We start from the raw sequence: 24,140 nt of genomic DNA, 5'->3' as shown, positions 1-24,140 counted from the left end.
ATCAGTCGATCACAAACGCATAGCGGATCGCGATTGTCTCTAACCCTGGGTTAAGGGCTTGAGTGTCGCCATTTGACCGGTGATCGTACAGTACCGAAAGCGTCGCTCCGTTATCGAACCTATACCCGAGGCCAAAAGCGGACCGGAAGTGCAGACTGCCACCGAGGTTTTCGCCGCCACCGCGCGCGTAAAGCCCAGGCATCAAAGACGTTTCAATAAAGATAGGGAAGTCACTGAAGTTTTGGCTACTCCACTTTAGCCCACCGCCGACCCAAAGCGCGTTCTCACCAGTCAATGACCCACCAATCGTTGGCTGAAAAGGGCCGAGCCGATTAGGCATATCGTAGCCAAAATAGATTTCGTCGCTTTGTTCTTCTTCCTGAAACACCACCCGCGCTCCTTGGACCGACACACGTGCAGTTGCGTCGTGCTGTTGAAGGCAACCACCTGTTTTGCAATCGTTTAGCCCCATATCGCTAAGGCTGGTGAGAAGAAAAATTAACGCAAGTGTGCCGTCCATCGTCGTAATACCTAATTGTCGGCGTCAAGCAGCCCTAGGCCGCGTAAATAAATACCAATCCCGCTTTCAAGCAGGTCTTCTGGGGCAAAGGGGCTTTTGGTGCCGGGGTTTCCGCGGGCAAATAATTCGACCACGCCGTGCGACAGTGCCCAAATATGGGCGCTGAACATTTGCGGCGGCGGGCGCCGATCTGCGGGAATGTGTTGACTAAGCTCTTCGGCAGCCTTTTCGAGAACGCCCATGGCGCGGGTCGCAACTGCATTCAGTTCAGGTGATCGGTTCATCGAAATGCCGGATTCAAACATCGCGATGTAATGCCCCGGGTGGTTGCGGGCGAAGGTTAAATAGGCGCGACCAGTTGCTTCAAACGCAGCTAGTGCAGAGGGTTGACCGCTGCCATAGGCAGTTTCCATCGCGTCGCCGAACATCTCATAGCCTTGATGTGCTGCCGCTGCGATCAGATCTTCACGGCCTTCAAAGTGCCGATAGACAGCAGCAGGGGTTACACCTGCTTCGCGCGCGGCCTCTGACAGGGTGAAACCGGTCGGCCCGCGCTTTTCGATCAGCGTCAGACAGCCGCTAATCAGTGCCTCGCGCAGATTGCCGTGATGATAACCGCGTTTAGACATTCCAGAGGTCCGGGCCTCCTGCAACTTTGGGGTCAACCTTGCCCAGCGCTTTGGGGTCTTTATGGGTATAGTCCAGCGGGGTCAAAATACTGCGGATCGCGTTGACGCGCGTGCGGCGTTTGTCATCAGACCGCACAATAGTCCACGGGGCAATGTCGGTATGCGTGCGGGTGAGCGTTTCATCAATTGCGTTGCTATAAGCGTCCCATTTTGCCAACCCTTTGACGTCAATTGAGCTGAGCTTCCATTGCTTCAAAGGGTCTTTTTCGCGGTCAAGGAACCGGCGCAATTGCGTTGCCTGCCCAACGTTCAACCAGATTTTGAATACTTTGATGCCCTCACTCGCAAGCATTTGCTCAAATGCAGGCACCTGATGGAACCAGCGCTCGCGTTGTTCCGGGGTGCAAAATCCAAATACGTGCTCAACAACGCCACGGTTATACCAGCTACGGTCAAAAATCGTGATGTGTCCCTTGTGCGGAAGGTGCGCGATATAGCGCTGGAAGTACCATTGTGCCATTTCGACATCGGTCGGTTTGGTAAGGGCTACAACGTTTGCAATCCGAGGGTTCAGGTTCTCGCGCAGGCGTTTGATTGTGCCACCTTTACCTGCCGCGTCACGTCCTTCGAAGACAATCGCAATGCGCTGACCCGTTTCGCGCACCCATGATTGCATACGGACTAATTCGATCTGAAGTGCAGCAAGTGCGTCTTCATATTCGTCTTTGTCCCAGCGTTCATCGTAGGGATAGTCGGGGTTCAAGATATCGGATTTGTTTCCGGATTTGATCGCCGTCCGTACGTCATCTGGCGCGCCTTCGCGATAGAATTGGCTAATGCCACCGTCAAACGGCAAATCCATGATGTGTCTCCCGATATTTCTTCTGGACTACTATGGGCTTAAGCGCAGCCTAGTGCAATCCGGCCCGCGCCGCTGCGCGGTCAATTGCTGCGATCACAGCATCTGGATTGGTTTGCTGCGGCATATGGCCGATGCCATCCAGCCTTGTCAGGTTTGCCGATGGTACAATCTTAATGATTTCTTCGGCATGGATATGGATTGGGACCGTCGTGTCAGCTGTCCCATGCACGATTTCAATCGGTAAGGTCAGCTCTGGATAGCGCTGGGATAATGTCACGACATGCGGGCGCAGCGTGTTGACCTGACGGACATTCGCCCGAAAGCTATCAGGACGCAGTGTGAGGCCTGCACCAATGTATTCGGCATAGCCGGTCGGGGCTGGCTGCGGGGCGAATGTGCTTTCAATCCGGCTATTTACAACGCCACGTGGCACAAGCGCCGAAATCATGGGTACCGTAAATGCGCCGCCCAGCGCACTGCCGTTGACCGTATAGTAGGGCGCGAGTTTTCCGGGCCAGGGCATCGTCACACCAGCCATAGATACAATCCCACTGGCGTTCACCGCGCTTGGTGTATCCAACCCTTCAACTGCCCACGCATAAGAAACAATCCCGCCATAGCTATGGCCAGCGACGATAGGGGCGTTGATCTCAAGAACTTCTGCAGCTGCACGTATCATGCGGGCTTGGTCTTGGGGGCTGTCGCCAACGGTTGCGGTGGCGTGACGTGGTACCCCAGGAACTTGGTCTGTGTAACCAAGGCCGGGCCGATCAAATGCCGTCACCGTGTAACGCGTAGCAAGCTGATCCATCAGGGAAAACGTGAATTCGCGCAAATTGCCACCTGCGCCATGCAGCAACACGACATGCGGACCCTTGCCGGACTGCACGTAGTGAACGCGCTTTCCGTTGATACTTACGAAATCGCCAAGGGGAGGGTGGGTTTGTTCTGCTTTGGTGGTACGACTTTGTGAACTGCAGCCTGACAGTACCGCGCCAAAGCCCAGTGCCATCGTTGCCAGTTTAAGCGTCTTGCGTCCCAATTTTATCCAACTCGAAATGCGTGGTCTGGTAAATCTGGTTAATCCAATTTCCATATAGGAGATGCGCGTGGCTTTTCCAGCGATTAAGCGGTTGTTTCGTTGGGTCATCGTCTGGGTAGTAATTCAGCGGCACATTGATTTCGGTGCCTGCTTCGACGTCCCGATCGTATTCTTGTTTCAATGTCCCGCTGTCGTATTCAAAGTGGTTAAAGATATAAAGCGCACGGTGCGCCGGGTCTTCGACAAGGCAGGGACCAGCCTCATCACTGGTAATCAGAGTTTTTAACCCGTCGGCAGCATCAATTTCATCTTGGCGCATCTCTGTCCAACGGCTGACCGGAATGACGCAGTCATCCGAGAACCCCATCAAATAAGGAGAACTGCTATCCGTCAGATGGTGCCGGAAGCATCCAAAGAGCTTGTGATCGAGGATATGCTTTTTTACGCCATGAAAATAATTGATCATAGCCATGCCGCCCCAGCACACGCCGAAGGTCGAATGCACGTTGGTTTGTGTCCACTCAAACACTTGCTTTAGCTCGTCCCAATAGGTCACATCGGTGAACGGAAGATGCTCTATTGGGGCGCCCGTGATGATGAGCCCGTCAAATTTTTGGTCGGTGACCTCGCTGAATGGCACATAGAATTCGGCCATATGTTCAGCTGCCGTATTCTTGGTCTGGTGTTCGGACATCCGGATCAAGGTCAGTTCGATCTGCAGCGGGGTCGCCCCAATCAACCGCGCGAACTGGTTCTCGGTTTGGATCTTTTTAGGCATCAGGTTCAGCAATGCGATCCGCAGTGGTCGGATATCCTGACGCGCAGCCTGTTCCTCACCCATGACCATAACACCTTCACGCGATAAAACGTCAAAGGCGGGCAGGGCAGAGGGAAGTTTGATGGGCATGATATTGGTCCTAAACAGCAGGGATTAAGAAATAGGCTTCTTAACCGCGCTTCTCAAGTGCATCGGCAATCATGTCGATAAAGTCGTCGGCGGTCTTAACTTTGCCGACGGCATCCATCGGTACAGTGATGCCCCAACGTTCCGCCATCGCGCGATAGCGCGGTTGGCGGTGGGCCAGTGCCTTAGCGAATGCCCAACGTATGAAATCATCGGGGTTTACCTTGTCGGGTGCCACGTTGAATTCTTCGAGATATGCGTTCCAAGTGTTCAGCAAGAACACTGGATCATAGGACATCGGCTTTGGTTCGCGATCAAAACGACGCACCAATTCTGCCGTATGGGCGTCCGAACCTTCGATCCAGACCATCAATGTTTTGGATGCCAGATCAGTCATGATTGGGTCGTTCGGGTCGTCTACGTCAACCCATTCGCAAATCGATCCGCCCGTGTCACAAATGAAATGCGGGTACTGGTACAGGTCATGTGACCGTTCAATAAAGTGCCCGGTGTCATGAAGCGCGGCAATCTCGGCCTGTTGGAATTGGTCTTGGCGGCGCGTGTATTCATCCCACGGCAAACCACCCAGATCAGGATCGCCGGGCTTACCTAGGTAAGACGACATCGGTTTGAGATCGTTGAACGAAATATTCGAGCCAATATAAATACTGTCCGAGCGCAGCAGGTCACGCAGAAACGGAACCTTCATCGCTTCGCGTTTTGCGTTGTCTGCAATCAATTCGCCCATGTAGCGGGTGCCAATGCGGTAATCGATGGAGTAGTGAAACCAATCACCCTGTTCGCGCAGCATGGAAGACAGGTACGTCTTGCCCAAGCCTGACATAGCAAACAGAAGAACACGTTTTTGCGGCGCGTCACGCCACTCGGATGCAGAATTATAGATCATAATGCAGTGGGTAAAGCCGCGCGATATGAAGCACCAGCAGATTTTGAATTTGGTCCGCAATTTTAGGGGCGGTTTGTGCCATTATCGCAAGATAATCAGCGTTTTCATCGTAAGGTAGAATTACGTTTTCCGTCTTTGTGACAATATCACCGAAGTAATTTGAGTAGTTCAGTAAACATTTGGTTAAATATGAAACCAGATGGAGCCCTTAAGAATGGCATATACCGAAAAATTCCAGACGATGGCCAACGCTGCACGAGAGAAGGTCGATGAAGTCAAGCCAGAGGACGTTGATGCGTTGATTGCAGAAGGTGCGATCGCTCTCGATATACGTGACAAAGAGGAGCATGATGCAGGGCACATTCCCGGCGCAATCAACGTCAGTCGCGGCAAGCTCGAGATGAATATTGAAGGCGAAATTAGCGATCTAGACGCTACAATTCTCTGCTATTGCAACGCCTATAACCGTGGCGCGCTATCTGCGGCTACACTGCGGGATATGGGCTATAAGAATGCTAAGTTCATTGCGGGTGGGCTAAATGCCTATCGCAAGCTTGATAAATAAAACAAACGGCAGGGTTATACCCTGCCGCTTTTTTGGTCTTGCTGGTGCCATCTAATCCAGATCGGTCTGGGTGGGTTAACCGCGCCAGATCCATCCGCCACCCAATACACGTGTGCTATCAGGGTCGTAGAAAACGCAGGCTTGCCCCGGTGAAACGCCTTGTTCTGCAACCATCAGTTCGACTTCTGCTTCAGTGTCTGAGATTGGGCGCAGAATAGCATCCGTCGGCGGCCGCGTTGACCGCACCCGGACCATAATGTTCCGTTCCTTCATGTCAGTGAACTTGGTGTCGCCCAGCCAGTTGATCTCGCGGATCGGAACGCGGCGGGTTGCCAGCATTTCGCGTGGACCAACGATGACATGTTTTTTGTCAACGTCGAGTTTGACCACATAAAGCGGATCAGCCAAACCGCCGATACCCAAGCCTCGGCGTTGACCGACAGTATAGTGGATCACACCCTTGTGGGTCCCCAAAACATTGCCTTCGACATCGACGATATCACCAGCCTCGGCAGATCCGGGACGCAGTTTTTCGATCAGCTTTGCGTAGTTCCCGTCGGGGACAAAGCAGATGTCTTGGCTGTCAGGCTTATCCGCAACGCTTAGGCCGTATTTGCTAGCCAGAGCGCGGGTCTCGTCTTTGGACTTCAGGTGTCCAAGCGGAAAACGTAGGTAATCCAGCTGCTCTTGGGTTGTCGAAAACAGGAAATAGCTTTGGTCGCGATTGCTGTCCGCCGCTGAATGAAGCTCTGCTTTGGTGTCGCCCATTTGACGTTGGATATAGTGGCCTGTCGCCATACAATCCGCGTCTAGGTCTTTGGCCGTTTCCAGCAGATCCTTGAATTTCACACGTTCGTTACAGCGAATGCATGGAACGGGCGTCGCACCTGCAAGGTAGCTATCCGCGAATTCATCAATGACGGCCTCGCGGAATGTGTTTTCGTAATCCAGCACATAGTGTGGAAAACCCATCTCTTCTGCGACACGGCGGGCGTCGTGGATATCACGGCCCGCACAGCACGCGCCTTTTTTGGCCAAGGCCGCACCATGGTCGTAAAGCTGCAGTGTAACGCCAACCACATCATAGCCTTCTTCGGCCAATTGCGCCGCCACAACAGAGCTATCGACGCCGCCAGACATGGCAACGACAACGCGCGTTTGCGCGGGCGGTTTGGCAAAGCCGAGAGAGTTCAGCGGCGAATCAAGGGGCATAGCGTGTCCAATTGAATAGAGTTTGAAGTGAAATATAGGAAAATGCACCGCACTCTCAAGGGGCGGTTATACGTCTCGTTAAGTCCTTTTGGCGATAAACTTCTCCGGGAGTAATCAAAAGGGGTGAACATGTACCTTAGAAAAGTGGAAGGACCACGGTCCGTGACGTTGCCAGATGGGTCCGTGATGACGCGCGCAGACCTACCAAAAGAAAACACGCGCCGCTGGGTTGCGTCACGCAAAGCTGCCGTTGTGCGGGCTGTCGCGTTTGGGCTGATCCTTCGTAAAGAGGCGTTAGAACGATATGCTTTATCTGATGAGGAATTTTCGGAGTGGGAGAACGCCATCGCACAGCATGGTGAGGGAGCCTTGAAGGCGACAGCGCTACAACAGTATAGGCAACCTTAGGTTGAATGACCATAGGAAAGTGCGTGGTAACGGGTGGTTAACCATTCCGTGTTTAGGTTAACAAGACAAACGATAGAGCGGAGAACCCCAAATGCGTGTCTTGCTGGTCGAAGATGACCCAACAACATCGAAAAGCATCGAGCTGATGCTGACTCATGCCAACCTAAACGTTTACGCAACTGATCTAGGGGAAGAGGGGATCGATCTTGCTAAGCTATACGATTACGATCTGATCCTGCTTGACCTGAACCTACCGGACATGAACGGTTACGAGGTCCTGCGTCAGTTGCGCCTTAGCCGTATTGATACGCCAATCCTTATTTTATCTGGCGATGATGGTACGGAAAGTAAGTTGAAAGGTTTTGGTTTCGGGGCAGATGACTATCTGACGAAACCGTTCCATCGCGAAGAATTGGTTGCGCGTATTCACGCAATCATCCGGCGTTCAAAAGGTCATGCTCAGTCCATTATCACAACTGGGCAGATTGATGTGAACCTCGATGCAAAGACTGTTAGCGTGGCGGGCAGCACCGTGCACCTCACCGGAAAAGAATATCAGATGCTCGAACTTCTTAGTTTGCGTAAGGGAACGACACTCACAAAAGAGATGTTTCTTAACCATCTTTATGGCGGCATGGACGAACCTGAACTAAAAATCATTGATGTGTTCATCTGTAAGTTGCGCAAGAAGCTAAGCGAAGCGACGGCTGGTGAAAATTACATCGAGACTGTCTGGGGCCGTGGCTATGTTTTGCGCGATCCTGAACCAATGGCACAGTCAGAGCCGATTGCAGTCAGCGCGTAACACGCGCTACTGTTTTACCCGTTTACGGCTGGCAGCCTTATTTGCAGAAGGGGCATAGGCTCTGGACGGCGCAGATTTGGTTGCCTAAGAATTGCACCGTTCGCCAACGCGCGTTGGCTGTGAAATTCCCGGGGGCTTACGTGGTACAAGAAACGCATACTCAGCAGCATAAGGCGGCGCTTTTGCCCGTTGAAAAATTGACTGCTGAGCAAGCTAAAAACGAACTGTCTTGGCTGGCTGAACAAATACATGCAGCCAATACCGCGTACCACCGTGATGACACGCCTGAGATTTCGGATGCCGAGTACGACCGCCTACGGCAACGAAATCAGGCGATCGAGGAAGCGTTTCCTGATCTTAAGCGCGCCGACAGTCCAACCGAGCAAGTCGGTGGCGCTATTGCTGAAGGCTTTGGAAAGGTACAGCATGTCGTGCGCATGTTGTCCCTTGGCAATGCGTTCAGCGATGAAGACGTCACCGATTTCGATGCGCGTATTCGCAAGTATTTGGGATTGGGCGCTGAGGCGCCGCTTGTGTATACAGCCGAGCCGAAGATCGACGGCCTTTCTCTTTCATTACGATACGAAAACGGGAAATTGGTTCAGGCCGCGACACGTGGCGATGGGGCGGTTGGTGAGAACGTAACTGCGAACGCCAAAACGATTTCCGATATCCCGCAACAAATTGATAATGCACCAGAAGTTCTAGAGGTTCGTGGCGAAGTCTACATGAGCCATGCCGATTTTGAGGCACTGAACCTACGACAAGAAAGCGCTGGGGCTAAGACTTTTGCAAACCCTCGCAACGCTGCAGCGGGTTCTTTGCGCCAACTCGATGCGAGCATCACCAAATCGCGGCCGCTTAGGTTTTTTGCCTACGCTTGGGGCGATCTTTCTGCGCCACTAGGTGACACGCAATCTGGTGCGATTCAGCAATTGTCAGACTTTGGCTTTTCGACCAATGAACTAACAGTAAAATGCGACGGCCCTGAACAAATGATCGCGCATTATCACATGATCGAAGAACAGCGTGCGACGTTGGGCTACGATATTGATGGCGTAGTTTACAAAGTCGATGATCTTGATCTACAGCGCCGGCTCGGGTTCCGGTCAACGACCCCGCGTTGGGCAATTGCGCATAAGTTCCCGGCTGAATTGGCGTGGACCCGGTTAGAGGCGATCGACATTCAGGTCGGTCGCACCGGGGCATTGTCGCCAGTTGCTCGTCTCGCGCCAGTGACTGTCGGCGGAGTCGTGGTTTCCAATGCGACCCTTCACAACGAAGATTATATCGCGGGCCTTGGAGGTGACGGCCAGCCAATTCGTGAAGGTCGTGATATTCGGGTGGGTGACTGGGTGCAGATTTATCGCGCCGGTGATGTGATACCGAAAATCAAAGACGTCGATACTGCCCGTCGTGACGGCGACGCGCAGCGCTATACGTTTCCTGACACTTGTCCTGAATGTGGATCGGCCGCAATTCGTGAAGAAGGTGATGCCGTGCGTCGCTGCACTGGCGGCATTATATGTCCTGCGCAAGCTGTTGAAAAGTTAAAGCATTTTGTGTCTCGCGGTGCATTTGACATCGAAGGTTTGGGGGCCAAGCAGGTCGAGCAGTTTTATTCAGATGGTTGGGTCGAAACCCCAGCGGATATTTTCACTTTACGTGCGCGTTTCGGAAGCGGTCTGCAGCAGCTCAAAAATCGCGAGGGATGGGGCGAAAAAAGCGCAAACAACCTATTCGATGCGATTGATGATAAAAGAAAAATCGGACTTGGACGTTTGATATTTTCGCTTGGCATTAGACATGTCGGTGACAGTTCGGCTGCGTTACTTGCGAACCACTATACCTCTTGGTCGGCATTTGAGACAGCAATGACCACTGCCAAGATTGGTGACGGCCCAGAGTGGGATGAACTGACCGGGATTGACGGTGTTGGCGCGGTGATGGCGACGTCGCTTGTTACGACGATGCAGCAAGATTCAGAACGCGCGTCGATTGACCGTTTGGTTGCTGAACTTGAGGTGCAAGATGCAGTCGCAGCGAGCACCGACAGCCCGGTGGCAGGTAAAACCGTTGTTTTCACGGGTACGCTTGAGAAGATGACCCGTGCCGAAGCAAAGGGCCGGGCCGAGGCCTTGGGCGCCAAGGTTTCTGGATCGGTCAGCGCCAAGACCGACATTCTGGTTGTAGGTCCGGGTGCAGGATCAAAAGCAAAGAAAGCGGCTGATTTGGGGGTTGAGACAATGGACGAAGACGCCTGGCTAGCCCTGATTGGCGACGCATGACGGGCCGGCCAGAGGTTCTTTTCCCGCTCTTTGGCGCATTAACCAAATTGGATGGGATTGGCCCAAAGACGGCCCAGATACTTGATGCCGCGGGGGTAACGAAACCCCGCGATCTGTTGATGACTCTGCCTATGTCGGGCGTTGACCGACATCGCCGGGCGTCAATCCGAGAAGTTGTTGCGCCTGCGGTGGCGACAGTCGAAGTGACTGTCGGCGAACATTATCCCCCAAAAACGCGTGGTCGACCATATCGGGTGAATGTCTCGGATGCGCAGACCTCGTTTCAACTGGTCTTTTTCCACGCTCGAGGGGATTACCTGCAAAAAATCCTTCCGACTGGGCAAAAACGGGTCGTTTCAGGCAAGCTTGAGATATTCGACAGCGTTGCGCAGATGGTCCATCCTGACCACATCGTGACCTTGGAAGAGGCTGAAGAGATCCCGGCGTTTGAACCTGTTTATCCTTTGCATGCTGGCATTACGCAAAAATTATTGTACCGCGCGACGCGGTCTGCTTTGGAAATGGCCGCAGATTTACCAGAATGGATCGACGCAGAGCTGAAAAAGCGTGAAAACTGGCCCGATTGGCATGATGCATTGGTTGCTGTTCATAGTCCAAAGGCCGCCACTGATCTTTCTCCACACGATCCAGGGCGCCAGCGATTGGCCTATGACGAATTGCTTGCGCACCAGATGACGCTCGCGTTGGCGCGTGCGGTGACGAGGCGGGCAAAGGGGCGGCAGTCTAAGGGCACGGGTACGCTTGCGGCGAAGGTCTTGGCGAATTTACCGTATAAACCGACCGGTGCGCAAACGAGGGCCGTTTCGGAAATTAACGCGGATTTGGCGTCGGCATTTCGGATGAATCGTCTTCTTCAGGGCGATGTTGGTGCAGGCAAAACGCTAGTCGCGTTTTTGTCGCTGCTGACTGTGGTCGAAGCTGGCGGGCAAGGCGTCATGATGGCCCCGACAGAGATTTTAGCGCGCCAGCACCTTGAAGGATTGCAGCCACTTGCCGAAAGCGCGGGGATAAGGCTTGAGCTTTTGACCGGGCGGGATAAAGGCGGCGAACGCGCGGCCAAGCTAAGCGCGTTGGCCGATGGAGACATCGCGATTTTGGTTGGGACACATGCGGTGTTCCAAAAAGACGTCGTTTTCAATGATTTGCGCTTGGCCGTCATCGACGAACAGCATCGTTTTGGTGTGGCACAGCGCATGGAGCTTGGTGAAAAAGGTATCGCGACCGACGTGTTGGTTATGACGGCGACACCAATTCCACGGTCGCTGGCCTTGGCGCAATACGGCGATATGGATGTGTCGGTGTTGGATGAAAAGCCGCCCGGACGAACGCCAGTACAGACCGCATTGGTTTCCACATCGCGCATGGATGAAGTGGTTGATAAACTGCGTCACGCGGTCAGCGAAGGGCGACAGGCTTATTGGGTTTGTCCGTTGGTTGAAGAAAGCGAATTTGTCGATATGACCGCCGCCGAGGAGCGGTTCAAACATCTTCGGGCAGCACTAGGCGAAGGTGTCGTCGGGTTGGTCCATGGCCAAATGCCGCCCGCTGAAAAAGACGCCGCCATGGCGCGGTTCGTGTCAGGAGAAACCAAGGTATTGGTCGCCACAACAGTGATTGAGGTCGGGGTGAACGTCCCGAATGCATCAATCATGATGATTGAACGGGCCGAAAGCTTTGGTTTGGCGCAGCTGCACCAGCTACGTGGGCGGGTAGGGCGCGGAGCAGCGGCATCGACATGTTTATTGCTATACCAAGCACCGTTGAGCGAAACCGGCCGACGCCGCCTTGAGATTTTGCGTGAGACCGAAGATGGCTTCAAGATTTCTGAGGAAGACCTTGCCATGCGTGGGGCCGGTGACGTGATCGGAACCGCGCAATCTGGTATACCGCGTTTCAGGATTGCGGATCTTGAACGGCAGGCTGGACTGATGGCGCTTGCCCAAACAGACGCGCGTAAATTGTTAAACGACGATCCAAAACTTGAAACAGAACGTGGGCAGGCGGCCCGAACACTGCTTTGGCTGATGGAACAGGAAAAAGCTATTCGTTTAATATCAGTTGGTTAGCTATTTTGTTCGCAAATGTTCTCAAAAAGTTCTTTACGGAGGGTTAATTCTGTGAGAACAAAGTGGCAACAGAACAAAGGAGCAACAAAATGGCTAAGGAAATCAAAGACGTTATTGTCCGGTCCCGTGACACGATTATCTCTGATGCGCTTGGCGTTGTTGCTTTGATGGTCATGTTGTTTGTCGGATTATCCCTGCCCGGATTAGTCTGACGTGCCTGCGCGACGCGGGTTTGGTTTCCCTCACATTGCACTGTCCCACATACGCAATGCTGAATGACCTGCCTGTCTAATATCCTGAACGGGGTTTTGCCTCTCCCGAAGGAAGTTTGACCGAACCCGTGTCGCGAAAAACCTGCCGCCGCCACTCTGTCCCGGGTGTGCGGCGGTTTTTTATGCGTCTGTCTTAGAAGCCTCGAGTGCATCAAGCGTTGCATCAAACGCAAGTAGAATTGAAGCGTGGCGGTTCTTGTAGTCTTTTGCAGGCTGTAGAACCTCAAGATCGTTGAACGGGGCAGCAGGGACCGCACCGTCGTTCTTGAGCATATCAAATAGCTGATCACGTCCCGCTTTGATCTGCACGGGTGTTAGGCCAACGATATTTGCCCCAACCACCGCCGCTGCCGCCTGACCAAGCGCGCATGCTTTTACGTCTTGGCCGTAGTCGGTGATAACCCCGTCGTCTAGTTGGACATCAACCGTCACCGTCGATCCACAAAGTGGTGCGCGTTTCTTTGCGGTTGCTGTCGGCGTATTGAGCCGGGTCGTCCGCGGCATATCCGCTGCCAACGCCATAATCCGACCGGAATATAGTTTGATCATATCTGTTTCTGCTGACATGGCGTTTGCCCTTCTGAACGGTCCCCCTTAGATAGTCCGAAGACATTCAGTTGCAAAGGGTTTCACCATGTCATTTGATCCAAACAGTTTGAAATACAATGACGCAGGCCTGATCCCCGCGATCGCCCAAGACAGCGTTTCCGGCGAAGTCCTGATGATGGCGTGGATGAATGCCGAATCGGTGGCTAAGACGTTAGAGACTGGTCGTGTGACCTATTGGTCCCGTTCACGCCAAGAATTCTGGATCAAAGGCGAAACAAGTGGGCACACACAGGAACTGGTTGCGTTGAAAATCGACTGTGATCGTGACTGTCTATTGGTAGAGGTCAAGCAGGTCGGCGCGGCCTGTCATACCGGCCGTCGGACCTGTTTCTTTACTGCGGTTGTCGACGGTGAAGAAGTTGTGACTGAAGCGCCTTTAGAGACGTAGGAATGCGCTCCGCGCGGGAGTATTTTTAGCAAGATGATGGGGGAAGTCCGACGAGGCGGCGAATGTCGTCTGGTGTGGCGCCTTCGGCACGATATTTTGATAGCGCTTTTGACTTATCTATCTTTGCCAAACGCTTGCCGCTGTCGTCGGTGATCAGAGGATGGTGGTGATACTTAGGTGTAGGCCATCCCATGATATTTTGAAGAACGACCTGAAACGGTGTTTGTGCCCAAAGATCCATTCCGCGCACGACATGGGTGATACTTTGCAGCGCATCATCGTGAACACAAGCAAGATGATAGGCTGGTTCGCCCGTGTTTTTTCGGATGAGAACAGTGTCACCAATGTCTTTGGTAAGCTGATCTGGAGCGACGTGATGTTTGATCGCGGTGCCCGATGAAAGCTCGACAAACGTCATGGGGTGATCAATTTGGCTTAGGGCTGCGCTGATGTTTAACCTGATCGCATCGCCCGGGCGCGCGTCGTTCATTGAACGGTGGCGACAGGTGCCAGGATAAACCAGACCTTCGACACCGGGCAAAGCTCCAGCGGCTTGGATCTCCCGCCTTGTGCAAGAGCAGGGGAAGACCAATTGGCGCTTCGTGAGTTCTTCAATGACACGGCCATATGCAGCCTTGTGATCTGATTGTCGCCGCACAGGTGGCGGCCAATCTAATCCCATCCAGTGTAGATCGTCATAAATGGCTTGCTCGAACTCGGGTCGGGCGCGGGTGCTGTCAGTGTCTTCAATGCGCAGCAGCGCGGCCCCGCCGTGCTTCGCCGCAACATCCCAAACCGTCAGAGCGGAATAGGCATGCCCCAGATGCAGTGGCCCTGTAGGCGATGGGGCAAACCGCGTGATCATTTACACTGTCTGGGCTAGCCACGCCTGCCAATCTGCCTTGGCGCGATCTGTGTAGCCTTTGTAACGGTCTTTACGGTTGCGACGTCCGTTTTTCGCACCTTCGAGAGGCGGGAACAGGCCGAAATTGACGTTCATAGGTTGGAATGTCTTTGCCTCAGCACCGCCAGTGATATGCGTCACAAGCGCACCCATGGCCGTCGTGTTTGGGACGGCGGGCAGCGCTTTTCCTGTGAGTTCAGCGACCGCAAGACGCCCAGCAAGCAGCCCCATCGCAGCGCTTTCAACATAGCCTTCAACACCAGTAATCTGCCCTGCAAAGCGGATATTCGGGCGCGACCGCAGGCGCATTTGCTCATCAAGTAGTGTTGGTGAGTTGATGAATGTATTCCTATGAATGCCGCCAAGCCGTGCAAACTCAGCGTTCTCAAGCGCAGGAATTGTTTTAAATACAGCCTTTTGTGCGCCGTACTTCATTTTTGTTTGAAACCCAACGATATTGTACAATGTGCCAAGCGCATTGTCGCGACGTAGTTGAACAACCGCATAAGGTTTGTTCTCTGGATCATTGGCGTTGGTTAGGCCGACAGGTTTCATTGGTCCAAAACGAAGCGTCTCACGACCACGTTCAGCCATTACCTCAATCGGCAAGCAGCCGTCGAAATATCCGGCGGTTTCGCCTTCTTTGAACTCGGTCTTCTCGGCGGCAAGAAGCGCGTCGATAAAGGCCTCATACTGGTCTTTAGTCATAGGGCAATTGAGGTAAGCGGTACGCTCTTCCTCGGTCTCGCCTTTATCATAACGGGACTGCATCCACGCGACATCCATGTTGATGCTGTCATGGTAAACAATCGGGGCGATGGCATCAAAGAATGCCAGTGCTTCAGCGCTGGTTTCGGCTTGAATCGCTTCGGCCAGATTTCCAGATGTCAGCGGACCAGTCGCGATGATCCAGTGGCCATCGTCGGGTAGGCTTGTGATTTCATCATATGAAATCGAAATGTTCGGATGCGCTTTGAGTGCCTCGGTCACGCTTTCGGCAAAGGGGTCACGATCAACAGCCAATGCGCCGCCAGCGGGTAGGCGGTATTTATAGGCCGTTTGCATGATCAACCCATCGGCTTGCATCATTTCCCAATGCAACAGCCCGACGGCGTTTTGCTCGTGATCGTCTGAACGAAACGAATTCGAGCAAACCATTTCACCCAAGTTGCCAGTGCGATGTGCAAAGGTTTCGACCTTGGGCCGCATTTCATGAATGACAACCTGCAGCCCTGCATTCGCTGCCTGCCAAGCTGCCTCTGATCCGGCCATACCGCCGCCGATAATGTTTAATGTCTGATCCATGAAGCTGATCTAATCGCGGCTTAGATAAATGAAAAGCCCCGGCAGTGAATGCCGGGGCTAAAATCAAAAACTTCCTCAGGCTAAAAACGATAGCGCTTAGAAGCGATCCAATGAAAACGCGGCGAGATCCATAAACGAACGCGTTTTCGTAAAGGTGCCACCGTTCCCGCCGAAGTCATAGCTCACGTTTAGGCCGACATAAACTTCAGGGTCAGTCGCTGTGTAGTTTGTTGTGCCGTCATTTGCAGTAATGCCAAGGCGACCTAGCTCTGCTTCAACACCAATACCATTTCCGAAGTCATATCCGGCGCTCACAGCGACGTCAGTAACAGTGGCTTCGAGCACGACACCACCAAGTGTGACACCAATAGATGGAGAAAATGCGTCGTAGCTTGCGCCGATTGTGAAGCCCTGAGCGAGCCCAACTTCAAGAGCCATTCCGCCGAACGTATAGTCGTCATTCGCATTGGCTGCCAGGTCGGTCATGCCGTAGTATGCATCAAACGATGTCTTGCCCGATCGCATACCAAATTCCGCGCCAATGACATTTATGTGTTCACTGTGCGCATCAGTCGACTCAGTCGCGACAAAAATACCAAGTGCAGTTGTTGGCGTAGCTTTGTACAAGGCGTGCGCTGTGAAATTGGTCGCATCATAGATGCTCGCTTCGTTGTCGTATGTATCACCGCTGTGGCCGTACAGGCCCAAACTTGCGCCGAGTGTGATTGTAGGCGTAAGAGCAAATTCTGCGGTTCCCTCGAGGCTAGTTTGGTTCGCATCTGAACCGTCACCAGTGAGGAATGCGCTGCCAAGATCTATGGATGCGGCACTGAGGCCTACTGTTTGCGCAAAAACAGGTGTCATGCTCGAACTGATAAGAAGGGTCGTTAGCGTAAGTTTGTAAGTCATGGTTCCTAGGGCCTTTAGGGTAAATATGCCAATCACCTACAGGTTGTTATTCTTAGCTGACAGACTGATCATAAATTCGCGGCGCGGTGTTTCAATTTGATCACAAAAGAACACTCGAAATTGTTCACTTCGAACCGTCCATCTGATTTCCTAGCTTGCACCGCGACGGCGCCGTTGCAGGGTATCGGAAACAGTGATTTTGCTTGCGTGTCGATTTATTGCCCGGAAGACTGCATTATCAATTGAAGATACATCCATCCGCGCCAAAGACTATTAACGGCTACGCTCACCCAAAAATAAGAGGCCCCAGCAGTACGGCAGGGCCTCTTAGGAATTCAGACAAAAGCTATCGAAACTTCAGATTTATGTTGCTGGTGGGAATGTATCAAACAGGCCGTGCTGTTTGAAAGTCGTACCACCTTGTGGGCCAAACGAGAACTCCGCTCCAACTTTGAAGAAGTTTTCGTCGCCGGTGCTACCAAAAGAATCAATGGTCAGGTTCCCAATAGATGCAAAGACCGATGCACCTGGCATTATTTCATACGCTCCGCCGACTTCAATTGTCGATAGGGTGAAGTCTTGGTCGGACAGGTCAACATAGTCAAGTGCAGTGATGACGCTAAAGCCGTTGCCTAGATCGTAGGCCGTATCGACACCTAAAAGCGTAAAATCCGTTCCTTCGGCGTCACCGGTACCTAGGTAACCTCTCAAAGAAGATTGTCCTAAGCTATATGCTGCTTCAATACCGTAAGAGCTGATTTCGTCATCAAAATCTTCAACCTTCTCGCGAGAGTACCAGACGCCGAGTTTTACATCAGTGTTGACGGCAAAAATTCCGTGTACACCTAGACCTGAAACATCTTGGTCAAACTCTGAAGGTGATGTATTTGTTACGTCGACTCCGAACGCCAATTGCGATGTTGCCGCAAACTCAACCCCAGCTTCGAAACGTCTGGAATTTAACACGTCAGCGTCGCCATCAAATCCAGTATGCTCCAAAGAGACCGTACCACCAGAAAATCCCTGTGCTACAGCTCCGGTTGTTGCAGTTGCTAGCAATAGCGCGGAAGCGACTAAAATTCTAATTGTCATTATTATTCTCCGACTTTGTTGTAATAACAAAGGCGTATCTACTGCAGGGTAAAAGTGAACTCCATCTCTTCAGGCGTGTAGCGCAAAATAAGTTTTAGAGATGCTAGAATGCCACGATTAGACGTGGATGCCACATAAACTCGCTTGATTTCATTTCTATCTAAAAATGAAATTATAAAAGAAACCCATATTTATGGGCGACAGATTTAACCGGATATAATTTATTGAGCTTGATTTGGTGGCAAGGAAAAATGCAGTGGTTAGCCCCAACCCGCATCACGACAAAGCCAGAAAAGATAGTTTACTGACTTCCCCTTCACAATCTATCCATCTCGCTCAACGTCACGTGCGCGAGATGGGCATTTAGAAGTTTGGCGCTATAGAGCGTTGGCGAATAAAAGTGAACCATAGCCGGTGGACATAAGGCTGTCTGAATGATCTGCTGACATCCGTCTATCTATGCGCGTGCGCTCGCCTGATTCAAACGTAAATGCCACGCCGAAGGTATTGATAAGCTGGCTACCTTCAAGATCGACACCGCCAATTGTGGCGTCTAGCCAAGCGCCGTCAGCGACTTGGTAGCCTGCGCCCGCTGCAAAAGCGAATACATCAGACGAATCCTTACCCACATTGGTGAGATAACCGCCGATCACGCGGGTCTGGGGATTAACTTGGTAACCTCCATGAAGTCCAAAGAGAGTGCTGTCGATTTCAGTGTTGCCGGTGAAATATGCAAGTGCGAACGAACCGCGGTCGTCGAATCCAGCAGATAGATAGTAGTCTGTGCCGTAATCTTCGATTGAGCTGACAGTAACGACACCGCCAACGTTAAAAATGTTGCCGGTGTTCAGTTCGCTGTATAGCGAAGTGAAACTGTCATCGTTTTCATTAATGATGACATTCACGCCAACACCGAAATCGCCGCTATCGTATTGTCCGTAGGCTTCGTACAAGGTTTCCTCGTAGTCGTCGCCAGAAACGACGCCAAATCCAGCACCTACGAGGATTTCGGGCATGAGCCGATAGCCAGCAGAAAGAAAGATCTGTTGGGATTCAGTATCAAACGCGTTTACTTCGGCATCAAAGGCAGTGCCCACGAAATCACCGTTGAGGATAAAACCGCTGAATTCAAATTCAACTGCGCCATGAAGAATGCCAGCGATTGCGGTATCGTCGTTTGCCTTTGTAAAATGCGTGAAGTCTGAGTTCAGGCCGGCATAGGTCAAACCTTCTGCTGCAACTGCGTTGGCCGCTAGTGCAAAGGTGGAAGTCAACGTAAGTGTGCGAAGCATCTATAAATCCCTCAGTATTTAACGTTGTGCATCGTAGTGGGCGATTATTTTCTCGCAATCAGCCTGCGTCGCTACTCTAAACGAGTGATGCTTAGGAGACGCACTCAACGGTTCCAATTGAACAAAAAACCGCCGACACGAGCGCGTCTCTATATTATTATGCTGGTGGCGCAGAATGCCGCGATCTTATCGCTTAGCCTTCTACTTCACCTTCTTCTTCACCTTGGTCGGCAATCCATGCAACGCTGACCACGGTTTCACCTTTGCCAGTATCGAATACTTTGACTCCGCCAGCGCCGCGTGACCGGAAGGAGATACCCTCAATCGGAACGCGGATAGACTGACCTGTCGACGTTACAAGCATGATTTGATCCGACATCTCGACCGGGAACGATGTCACCAGTGGGCCGCCGCGCATTGCTTTGTCCATTGCTGCAACGCCCATGCCGCCACGTCCGCGAACGGGGTAGTCATGGCTGGACGACAGTTTACCAGAGCCTTTGGCGGTGATTGTTAGGATTAGGTTTTCAGCGGCGGACATCTCAGCATAGCGTTCTTGGCTGATTGCACCTGCGACTACTTCTTCTTCGTCATCCGTTTCCGCATCATCGGCCAAGCCAGCCATTGCACGGCGCATTTTCAGATATGCTGCACGCTCATCGGCCTCGGCCTTGAAGTGGCGAATGATTGACATGGAAACGACCTTATCGTCGCCTTGCAGCTTGATCCCGCGTACACCAACAGAAGCACGTGAGTTAAAGACACGGACATCTGTTGCAGGGAAGCGGATTGCACGACCTGAATCAGTGACCAGCATCACGTCATCATCGTTTGATGCGATACGTGCGTTAATCAGTGTTGTCTCAGCGTGATCATCCTCAAACTTCATCGCGATCTTGCCGTTACGCATAACGTTCGTGAAATCTGACAGTTTGTTCCGGCGGACAGTACCGGCGGAGGTCGCAAAGACGACTTGTAAATCGTCCCATTCGTCCTCAGGGCGGTCAACGGGCATGATCGCCGCGATGGATACACCTTGCGGAATAGGAAGGATGTTAACGATGGCTTTGCCTTTTGCAGTACGGCTGCCAAGCGGCAGGCGCCATGTCTTAAGCTTGTAAACCATTCCGTCTGTCGTAAAGAACAACAGTTGCGTATGCGTGTTGGCCACAAAGAGGGTGGTAACCACGTCCTCTTCTTTGGTCTGCATGGATGACAGACCTTTACCACCACGACGTTGTGCGCGGAAATCGGCAAGAGCTGTACGTTTGATGTAACCGCCAGACGTGACCGTCACGACCATGTCTTCGCGTTCGATCAGATCTTCGTCATCCATGTCGCCAGCCCAGTCGACGACTTCGGTGCGGCGAGGCACAGCAAACTGATCGCGTACTTCGTGCAGCTCATCACGGATGATCTGCATGATGCGATCACGTGAACCCAAAATTTCTAAGTATTCCCTTATCTTACCTGCTAGTTCTTGAAGTTCATCAGTCACTTCTTTGACGCCAATTTGGGTCAAACGCTGAAGGCGCAATTCAAGGATCGCACGCGCCTGTGTTTCGGACAGGTTATATGTGCCGTCTTCGTTGGCAGTGTGGGTCGGATCGTCGATTAGCGCGATATACTCGAGGATCGTTTCAGCTGGCCAACGACGTGTCATCAGTTTTTCACGCGCAGTCGCAGCGTCAGCAGATGAACGGATAGTCGCAACGATTTCATCGATGTTTGTGACGGCAACAGCCAAACCACACAGGATATGCGCGCGTTCACGCGCCTTGCGCAGTTCATATGCGGTGCGTCGCGCAACCACTTCTTCGCGGAAGTCGATAAACGCGGTCAGGAATGCGCGTAGCGTCAGCTGTTCTGGCTTGCCGCCGTTCAGCGCAAGCATGTTACAGCCGAAGTAAGTTTGCATCGGCGTAAAGCGGAACAGCTGGTTCAGAACAACCTCGGCCGTGGCGTCGCGCTTCAGTTCAACAACAACCCGAACACCATTACGGTCAGATTCGTCTTGAACATGTGCAATGCCTTCGATCCGCTTTTCACGGGCGGCTTCGGCGATCTTGTCGATCATCGCGGCCTTGTTCACCTGATAGGGAATTTCGTCGATGACGATTGCGTAGCGATCTTTACGAATTTCTTCGACGTGCGTTTTGGAACGCACAACGACAGAACCACGGCCTTCAAGATAGGCTTTGCGCGCACCGCTGCGGCCCAGAATAATCCCGCCCGTTGGGAAATCAGGGGCAGGGACATATTCGATCAATTGTTCAGATGTCAGGTCTGGTTCGTCAATCAGTGCCAATGTCGCATTGATCACTTCGCCCAAGTTATGAGGCGGAATGTTTGTCGCCATACCAACAGCAATACCGCCGGCACCGTTGACCAGCATGTTTGGAAAACGTGCAGGTAAAACAGTGGGTTCACGGTCTTTGCCGTCGTAGTTGTCTTGAAAATCAACCGTGTCTTTGTCGATATCAGCCAGCAGGAACGCGGCAGGCTTATCCATCCGGACTTCGGTGTAACGCATCGCAGCGGCGCGGTCTCCGTCCATCGAGCCAAAGTTACCTTGTCCATCAAGCAGCTTTAGCGACATAGAGAAATCTTGGGCCATCCGGACCAAAGCGTCATAAATCGCACTGTCACCGTGAGGGTGGTATTTACCCATAACATCGCCAACAGAACGCGCTGATTTCCGGTAAGGTTTGTCCGACGTGTTACCGCTTTCGTTCATACCATAAAGGATGCGGCGGTGTACGGGTTTCAAGCCATCGCGCAAATCTGGGATCGCACGACTTACGATCACGCTCATCGCGTAATCAAGATAGCTGGTTTTCAGCTCGTGCTCGATGGTAACCGCTGGCCCGTCATAAACATAACGTGCTGGCGTGTTTTCGTCATCGTTTTCAGGGGTTTCTGGAGTATCGTTCACGTGGACCGCCTGTTGTTATTCTTACTGCTATATCTCGTTCAGGATACCTTATCAGACACTTGATATAGGGTGCAATGGGCGATGCTGGGTTGGCGAATTGGGGGCGGTTATTGACGCTTAACGTATTGTTTTTATTGCCCAAGTTTCCGCAGAAAATTGGATATTTTTTGTAGTTAAAATGTGGGGCAGGAAATCGCGGTGATTTTCCTGCCCCAAGGCATTATCCAGCGCGTTTAATCATACCGAACAAATCGCGGGGATCATCAGGGTCGGCGATCAGGTCGATATCGACATAGAACGGCGTGTCTTTGATCTGCTTGTGGACATAGCGAAGGGCGCTAAAGTCCTCGATTGCAAAGCCGACACCGTCGAACAGTGTGACCTCTGACGCGGATGTACGGCCCGGCGTTGCGCCTGTGATAACCTGCCAAAGCTCTGTGACCGGGTGGTCTTCGGGCATTTGCTGAATTTCGCCTTCGATACGGGTCTGCGGTGGATATTCAACGAATACGGTTGATCGGGCGACAATATCACGGTGAAGCTCCGTCTTGCCGGGGCAGTCGCCCCCAATTGCGTTGATGTGGACGCCCGCGCCAACCATGTTGTCGGTCAGGATCGTTTGCATATCCTTATCAGCCGTGGCCACTGTGATGACGTCAGCGCCTTGAATGGCTTCTTCTGGGGTCGTGCAGGACGTAATCGTGAACCCAAGATCAGCCAAGTTGGCTGCGCATTTTTTGGTCGCTTCTGGGTCAATATCGTACAAGCGGATATCATTGATACCACAGACCGCCTTGATCGCGAGGCATTGGAATTCTGACTGCGCACCATTACCAATCATGGCCATGGTTTTCGCGTCAGGCGATGCAAGGTGCTTAGTCGCGACGGCAGACATGGCACCTGTGCGCAGGGCGGTCAGTACCGTCATCTCTGAAAACAGGATCGGATAGCCTGTGTAAACATCAGCCAAGACGCCGAACGCTGTCACAGTCTGAAGGCCTTCCTTCATGTTTTTCGGGTGACCGTTTACATACTTGAAACCGTAAAGTTCACCATCAGATGTCGGCATCAGTTCGATCACACCAACGTCTGAATGGCTGCCCAAGCGTGGCGTTTTGTCGAACAATTCCCAACGGGCAAAGTCGTGTTCAATTTCACGCGCCAGATCCGCCATAAAGGTTTCGATACCGATGCTGTGGATCAGTCGCATCATGTTGTCGACGCTTACGAATGGAACCATCGCGAGGTGTGAGGCTTTGAGTGTCATTGGTGGCTCCGGGTTGGTCGATCAAATACGCGGCGACCCAGCAGAGATGCTGTCAGGTCGACCATGAGGTTTGCGGTCTGGCCGCGGTCATCAAGAAACGGGTTAAGCTCAACAAGATCGAGAGAGGTCACGAGACCGGAGTCTGAGAGCATTTCCATGACAAGGTGGCCTTCGCGGACAGTGGCGCCACCTGGAACGGTTGTTCCAACTGCGGGTGCAACAGATGGGTCTAAGAAATCCACATCTAGGGAAACATGCAGCATACCGTTGACGGCATGGACCTTGTCCAAGAACGCCTGCAGCGGGGCGCTGATCCCTTGTTCGTCGATTGTCCGCATATCCACCAGCATCACATCGCCATCGTCAAGGACGGCATGTTCAGCGGCATCAACCGACCGCAAGCCAATCATGCAGATGTTCGCGGGTTCGACGCGCACCGGCAGGGGTGGATAGGCGTCAAAGCCGTCGCGCCCAGTGACATAGCCCACTGGCGTGCCGTGTAAGTTCCCGCTGTCGGTCGTATCAGGCGTATGGATGTCGCTGTGCGCATCCAGCCAAAGCGCAAAAAACGGTCGGTTCTGTTTGGCCGCGTGGGCGGCCATGCCTGCAACAGTTCCGGCCGCAAGTGCATGGTCACCACCCATGAAAATGGGCATCCCCCGTGGCGCTGCTTCTTCAGCGGCGGCCATGAGGGTTTGTGTCCAGCCGACATTTTCGGCCAGCTTATAGACTTGCGGGTTTCGGGCAGGCGCGACTTCTACCGATGCGGGGCGCAGGTTGCCGATGTCTTCGACTGTGTGGCCAAGTTCAGTGATGGCCTCTGAGATGCCAGCGGTTCGGTATGCGTCGGGGCCCATGAGGCAACCACGAACGCGTTTTCCGCAGTCCACCGGTGCCCCAATTAAGATGCAGTGTTTTTGTGTCATCCCAAAATTATT

General features: G+C 52.6%; 23 protein-coding genes. 7 read left to right on the top strand and 16 right to left on the bottom strand.

The window, feature by feature from the left end:
* Nucleotide 1 precedes the first annotated feature (1 nt).
* The 6 genes from ACHUEV_RS00300 to ACHUEV_RS00275 are packed head-to-tail and all read right to left on the bottom strand — an operon-like array spanning nucleotide 2 to nucleotide 4,864.
* Nucleotides 2–520 carry an acyloxyacyl hydrolase gene (locus ACHUEV_RS00300; RefSeq protein ID WP_394177089.1) on the bottom strand — a complete coding sequence of 173 codons (519 nt, stop codon included), beginning with the start codon at nucleotides 518–520 and terminating at the stop codon, nucleotides 2–4.
* 11 nt (nucleotides 521–531) lie between these two features.
* Complete coding sequence (locus tag ACHUEV_RS00295) at nucleotides 532–1,149, bottom strand: TetR/AcrR family transcriptional regulator (protein ID WP_394177088.1); 618 nt, start codon at nucleotides 1,147–1,149, stop codon at nucleotides 532–534.
* Nucleotides 1,142–2,011, bottom strand: coding sequence for a polyphosphate kinase 2 (ppk2, locus tag ACHUEV_RS00290; protein WP_394177087.1), 870 nt, complete (start codon nucleotides 2,009–2,011; stop codon nucleotides 1,142–1,144). The genes ACHUEV_RS00295 and ppk2 overlap by 8 nt, the downstream gene beginning before the upstream one ends.
* A 49-nt stretch (nucleotides 2,012–2,060) precedes the next feature.
* Complete coding sequence (locus tag ACHUEV_RS00285; protein ID WP_394177086.1) at nucleotides 2,061–3,053, bottom strand: alpha/beta fold hydrolase; 993 nt, start codon at nucleotides 3,051–3,053, stop codon at nucleotides 2,061–2,063.
* Complete coding sequence (gene metA / locus ACHUEV_RS00280) at nucleotides 3,034–3,960, bottom strand: homoserine O-acetyltransferase MetA (RefSeq protein ID WP_394177085.1); 927 nt, start codon at nucleotides 3,958–3,960, stop codon at nucleotides 3,034–3,036. The genes ACHUEV_RS00285 and metA overlap by 20 nt, the downstream gene beginning before the upstream one ends.
* 40 nt (nucleotides 3,961–4,000) lie before the next feature.
* Nucleotides 4,001–4,864 carry an ATPase gene (locus ACHUEV_RS00275; RefSeq protein WP_394177084.1) on the bottom strand — a complete coding sequence of 288 codons (864 nt, stop codon included), beginning with the start codon at nucleotides 4,862–4,864 and terminating at the stop codon, nucleotides 4,001–4,003.
* Between the two features lie 214 nt (nucleotides 4,865–5,078).
* Here ACHUEV_RS00275 and ACHUEV_RS00270 point away from each other — a divergent pair, with 214 nt between their 5' ends.
* On the top strand, nucleotides 5,079–5,429 hold the full coding sequence (locus ACHUEV_RS00270; RefSeq protein WP_394177083.1) for a rhodanese-like domain-containing protein: 351 nt from the start codon (nucleotides 5,079–5,081) through the stop codon (nucleotides 5,427–5,429).
* Nucleotides 5,430–5,504: 75 nt separating this feature from the next.
* On the opposite strand, the gene mnmA is transcribed toward ACHUEV_RS00270, so the two are convergent.
* On the bottom strand, nucleotides 5,505–6,641 hold the full coding sequence (gene mnmA / locus ACHUEV_RS00265; RefSeq protein ID WP_394177082.1) for a tRNA 2-thiouridine(34) synthase MnmA: 1,137 nt from the start codon (nucleotides 6,639–6,641) through the stop codon (nucleotides 5,505–5,507).
* 129 nt (nucleotides 6,642–6,770) lie between these two features.
* On the opposite strand from mnmA, the gene sciP reads away from it, so the two are divergent.
* The 5 genes from sciP (at nucleotide 6,771) to ACHUEV_RS00240 (ending at nucleotide 12,441) form a co-directional block, all read left to right on the top strand.
* Entirely contained in the window at nucleotides 6,771–7,049 is a 279-nt protein-coding gene (gene sciP, locus ACHUEV_RS00260) for a CtrA inhibitor SciP (RefSeq protein ID WP_394177081.1), read from the top strand.
* A gap of 91 nt (nucleotides 7,050–7,140) precedes the next feature.
* Nucleotides 7,141–7,854, top strand: coding sequence for a response regulator transcription factor CtrA (gene ctrA, locus ACHUEV_RS00255; protein WP_394177080.1), 714 nt, complete (start codon nucleotides 7,141–7,143; stop codon nucleotides 7,852–7,854).
* Nucleotides 7,855–8,051: 197 nt separating this feature from the next.
* Nucleotides 8,052–10,142: an NAD-dependent DNA ligase LigA gene (ligA, locus tag ACHUEV_RS00250; RefSeq protein WP_394177680.1), complete on the top strand. Its 2,091-nt coding sequence runs from the start codon at nucleotides 8,052–8,054 to the stop codon at nucleotides 10,140–10,142.
* The gene (recG, locus tag ACHUEV_RS00245) at nucleotides 10,139–12,229 is read left to right on the top strand and encodes an ATP-dependent DNA helicase RecG (RefSeq protein WP_394177079.1); all 2,091 of its coding nucleotides are present in this window, start codon (nucleotides 10,139–10,141) and stop codon (nucleotides 12,227–12,229) included. Before ligA ends, recG begins: the two co-directional genes overlap by 4 nt.
* An 89-nt stretch (nucleotides 12,230–12,318) precedes the next feature.
* On the top strand, nucleotides 12,319–12,441 hold the full coding sequence (locus ACHUEV_RS00240; protein ID WP_275425355.1) for a hypothetical protein: 123 nt from the start codon (nucleotides 12,319–12,321) through the stop codon (nucleotides 12,439–12,441).
* A 180-nt stretch (nucleotides 12,442–12,621) separates the two neighbouring features.
* Here the strand turns inward: ACHUEV_RS00240 and ACHUEV_RS00235 are convergent, their stop codons facing one another.
* Nucleotides 12,622–13,068 carry an iron-sulfur cluster assembly scaffold protein gene (locus ACHUEV_RS00235; protein WP_394177078.1) on the bottom strand — a complete coding sequence of 149 codons (447 nt, stop codon included), beginning with the start codon at nucleotides 13,066–13,068 and terminating at the stop codon, nucleotides 12,622–12,624.
* A gap of 67 nt (nucleotides 13,069–13,135) precedes the next feature.
* Here ACHUEV_RS00235 and hisI point away from each other — a divergent pair, with 67 nt between their 5' ends.
* Nucleotides 13,136–13,498: a phosphoribosyl-AMP cyclohydrolase gene (gene hisI / locus ACHUEV_RS00230; protein ID WP_394177077.1), complete on the top strand. Its 363-nt coding sequence runs from the start codon at nucleotides 13,136–13,138 to the stop codon at nucleotides 13,496–13,498.
* A 25-nt stretch (nucleotides 13,499–13,523) separates the two neighbouring features.
* On the opposite strand, the gene gluQRS is transcribed toward hisI, so the two are convergent.
* The 8 genes from gluQRS to rocF form a co-directional block, all read right to left on the bottom strand.
* The gene (gene gluQRS / locus ACHUEV_RS00225; protein WP_394177076.1) at nucleotides 13,524–14,363 is read right to left on the bottom strand and encodes a tRNA glutamyl-Q(34) synthetase GluQRS; all 840 of its coding nucleotides are present in this window, start codon (nucleotides 14,361–14,363) and stop codon (nucleotides 13,524–13,526) included.
* Nucleotides 14,364–15,707 (bottom strand): methylenetetrahydrofolate--tRNA-(uracil(54)-C(5))-methyltransferase (FADH(2)-oxidizing) TrmFO, encoded by a 1,344-nt coding sequence (gene trmFO / locus ACHUEV_RS00220; protein ID WP_394177075.1) that lies wholly within the window; start codon nucleotides 15,705–15,707, stop codon nucleotides 14,364–14,366. It lies immediately after the preceding gene.
* 96 nt (nucleotides 15,708–15,803) lie between these two features.
* On the bottom strand, nucleotides 15,804–16,616 hold the full coding sequence (locus tag ACHUEV_RS00215; RefSeq protein ID WP_394177074.1) for a hypothetical protein: 813 nt from the start codon (nucleotides 16,614–16,616) through the stop codon (nucleotides 15,804–15,806).
* Between the two features lie 363 nt (nucleotides 16,617–16,979).
* Entirely contained in the window at nucleotides 16,980–17,708 is a 729-nt protein-coding gene (locus ACHUEV_RS00210) for a hypothetical protein (RefSeq protein ID WP_394177073.1), read from the bottom strand.
* Between the two features lie 377 nt (nucleotides 17,709–18,085).
* Complete coding sequence (locus tag ACHUEV_RS00205) at nucleotides 18,086–19,000, bottom strand: hypothetical protein (RefSeq protein WP_394177072.1); 915 nt, start codon at nucleotides 18,998–19,000, stop codon at nucleotides 18,086–18,088.
* 193 nt (nucleotides 19,001–19,193) lie between these two features.
* Nucleotides 19,194–21,935 carry a DNA gyrase subunit A gene (gene gyrA, locus ACHUEV_RS00200; RefSeq protein ID WP_394177071.1) on the bottom strand — a complete coding sequence of 914 codons (2,742 nt, stop codon included), beginning with the start codon at nucleotides 21,933–21,935 and terminating at the stop codon, nucleotides 19,194–19,196.
* A gap of 220 nt (nucleotides 21,936–22,155) precedes the next feature.
* Nucleotides 22,156–23,202, bottom strand: coding sequence for an ornithine cyclodeaminase (locus ACHUEV_RS00195; RefSeq protein WP_394177070.1), 1,047 nt, complete (start codon nucleotides 23,200–23,202; stop codon nucleotides 22,156–22,158).
* Nucleotides 23,199–24,128, bottom strand: a complete 930-nt coding sequence (gene rocF / locus ACHUEV_RS00190; protein ID WP_106359056.1) for an arginase — start codon at nucleotides 24,126–24,128, stop codon at nucleotides 23,199–23,201. The genes ACHUEV_RS00195 and rocF overlap by 4 nt, the downstream gene beginning before the upstream one ends.
* Nucleotides 24,129–24,140: the final 12 nt, after the last annotated feature.

Source organism: Yoonia maritima (genome assembly GCF_043641945.1).
Classification (GTDB): domain Bacteria; phylum Pseudomonadota; class Alphaproteobacteria; order Rhodobacterales; family Rhodobacteraceae; genus Yoonia; species Yoonia maritima_B.
This window is presented reverse-complemented; position numbering and strand designations above follow the sequence as displayed.

What these genes read in the sequence shown, in the direction of transcription:
- ACHUEV_RS00205 (WP_394177072.1), bottom strand. Translation starts at nt 19,000, where the DNA reads ATGCTTCGCACACTTACGTTGACTTCCACCTTTGCACTAGCGGCCAAC.
- ACHUEV_RS00235 (WP_394177078.1), bottom strand. Translation starts at nt 13,068, where the DNA reads ATGTCAGCAGAAACAGATATGATCAAACTATATTCCGGTCGGATTATG.
- rocF (WP_106359056.1), bottom strand. Translation starts at nt 24,128, where the DNA reads ATGACACAAAAACACTGCATCTTAATTGGGGCACCGGTGGACTGCGGA.
- recG (WP_394177079.1), top strand. Translation starts at nt 10,139, where the DNA reads ATGACGGGCCGGCCAGAGGTTCTTTTCCCGCTCTTTGGCGCATTAACC.
- ACHUEV_RS00240 (WP_275425355.1), top strand. Translation starts at nt 12,319, where the DNA reads ATGGCTAAGGAAATCAAAGACGTTATTGTCCGGTCCCGTGACACGATT.
- ACHUEV_RS00195 (WP_394177070.1), bottom strand. Translation starts at nt 23,202, where the DNA reads ATGACACTCAAAGCCTCACACCTCGCGATGGTTCCATTCGTAAGCGTC.
- ACHUEV_RS00300 (WP_394177089.1), bottom strand. Translation starts at nt 520, where the DNA reads ATGGACGGCACACTTGCGTTAATTTTTCTTCTCACCAGCCTTAGCGAT.
- ACHUEV_RS00275 (WP_394177084.1), bottom strand. Translation starts at nt 4,864, where the DNA reads ATGATCTATAATTCTGCATCCGAGTGGCGTGACGCGCCGCAAAAACGT.
- ppk2 (WP_394177087.1), bottom strand. Translation starts at nt 2,011, where the DNA reads ATGGATTTGCCGTTTGACGGTGGCATTAGCCAATTCTATCGCGAAGGC.
- ctrA (WP_394177080.1), top strand. Translation starts at nt 7,141, where the DNA reads ATGCGTGTCTTGCTGGTCGAAGATGACCCAACAACATCGAAAAGCATC.
- hisI (WP_394177077.1), top strand. Translation starts at nt 13,136, where the DNA reads ATGTCATTTGATCCAAACAGTTTGAAATACAATGACGCAGGCCTGATC.
- metA (WP_394177085.1), bottom strand. Translation starts at nt 3,960, where the DNA reads ATGCCCATCAAACTTCCCTCTGCCCTGCCCGCCTTTGACGTTTTATCG.
- sciP (WP_394177081.1), top strand. Translation starts at nt 6,771, where the DNA reads ATGTACCTTAGAAAAGTGGAAGGACCACGGTCCGTGACGTTGCCAGAT.
- ACHUEV_RS00210 (WP_394177073.1), bottom strand. Translation starts at nt 17,708, where the DNA reads ATGACAATTAGAATTTTAGTCGCTTCCGCGCTATTGCTAGCAACTGCA.
- mnmA (WP_394177082.1), bottom strand. Translation starts at nt 6,641, where the DNA reads ATGCCCCTTGATTCGCCGCTGAACTCTCTCGGCTTTGCCAAACCGCCC.
- gluQRS (WP_394177076.1), bottom strand. Translation starts at nt 14,363, where the DNA reads ATGATCACGCGGTTTGCCCCATCGCCTACAGGGCCACTGCATCTGGGG.
- ACHUEV_RS00270 (WP_394177083.1), top strand. Translation starts at nt 5,079, where the DNA reads ATGGCATATACCGAAAAATTCCAGACGATGGCCAACGCTGCACGAGAG.
- ACHUEV_RS00215 (WP_394177074.1), bottom strand. Translation starts at nt 16,616, where the DNA reads ATGACTTACAAACTTACGCTAACGACCCTTCTTATCAGTTCGAGCATG.
- ACHUEV_RS00295 (WP_394177088.1), bottom strand. Translation starts at nt 1,149, where the DNA reads ATGTCTAAACGCGGTTATCATCACGGCAATCTGCGCGAGGCACTGATT.
- trmFO (WP_394177075.1), bottom strand. Translation starts at nt 15,707, where the DNA reads ATGGATCAGACATTAAACATTATCGGCGGCGGTATGGCCGGATCAGAG.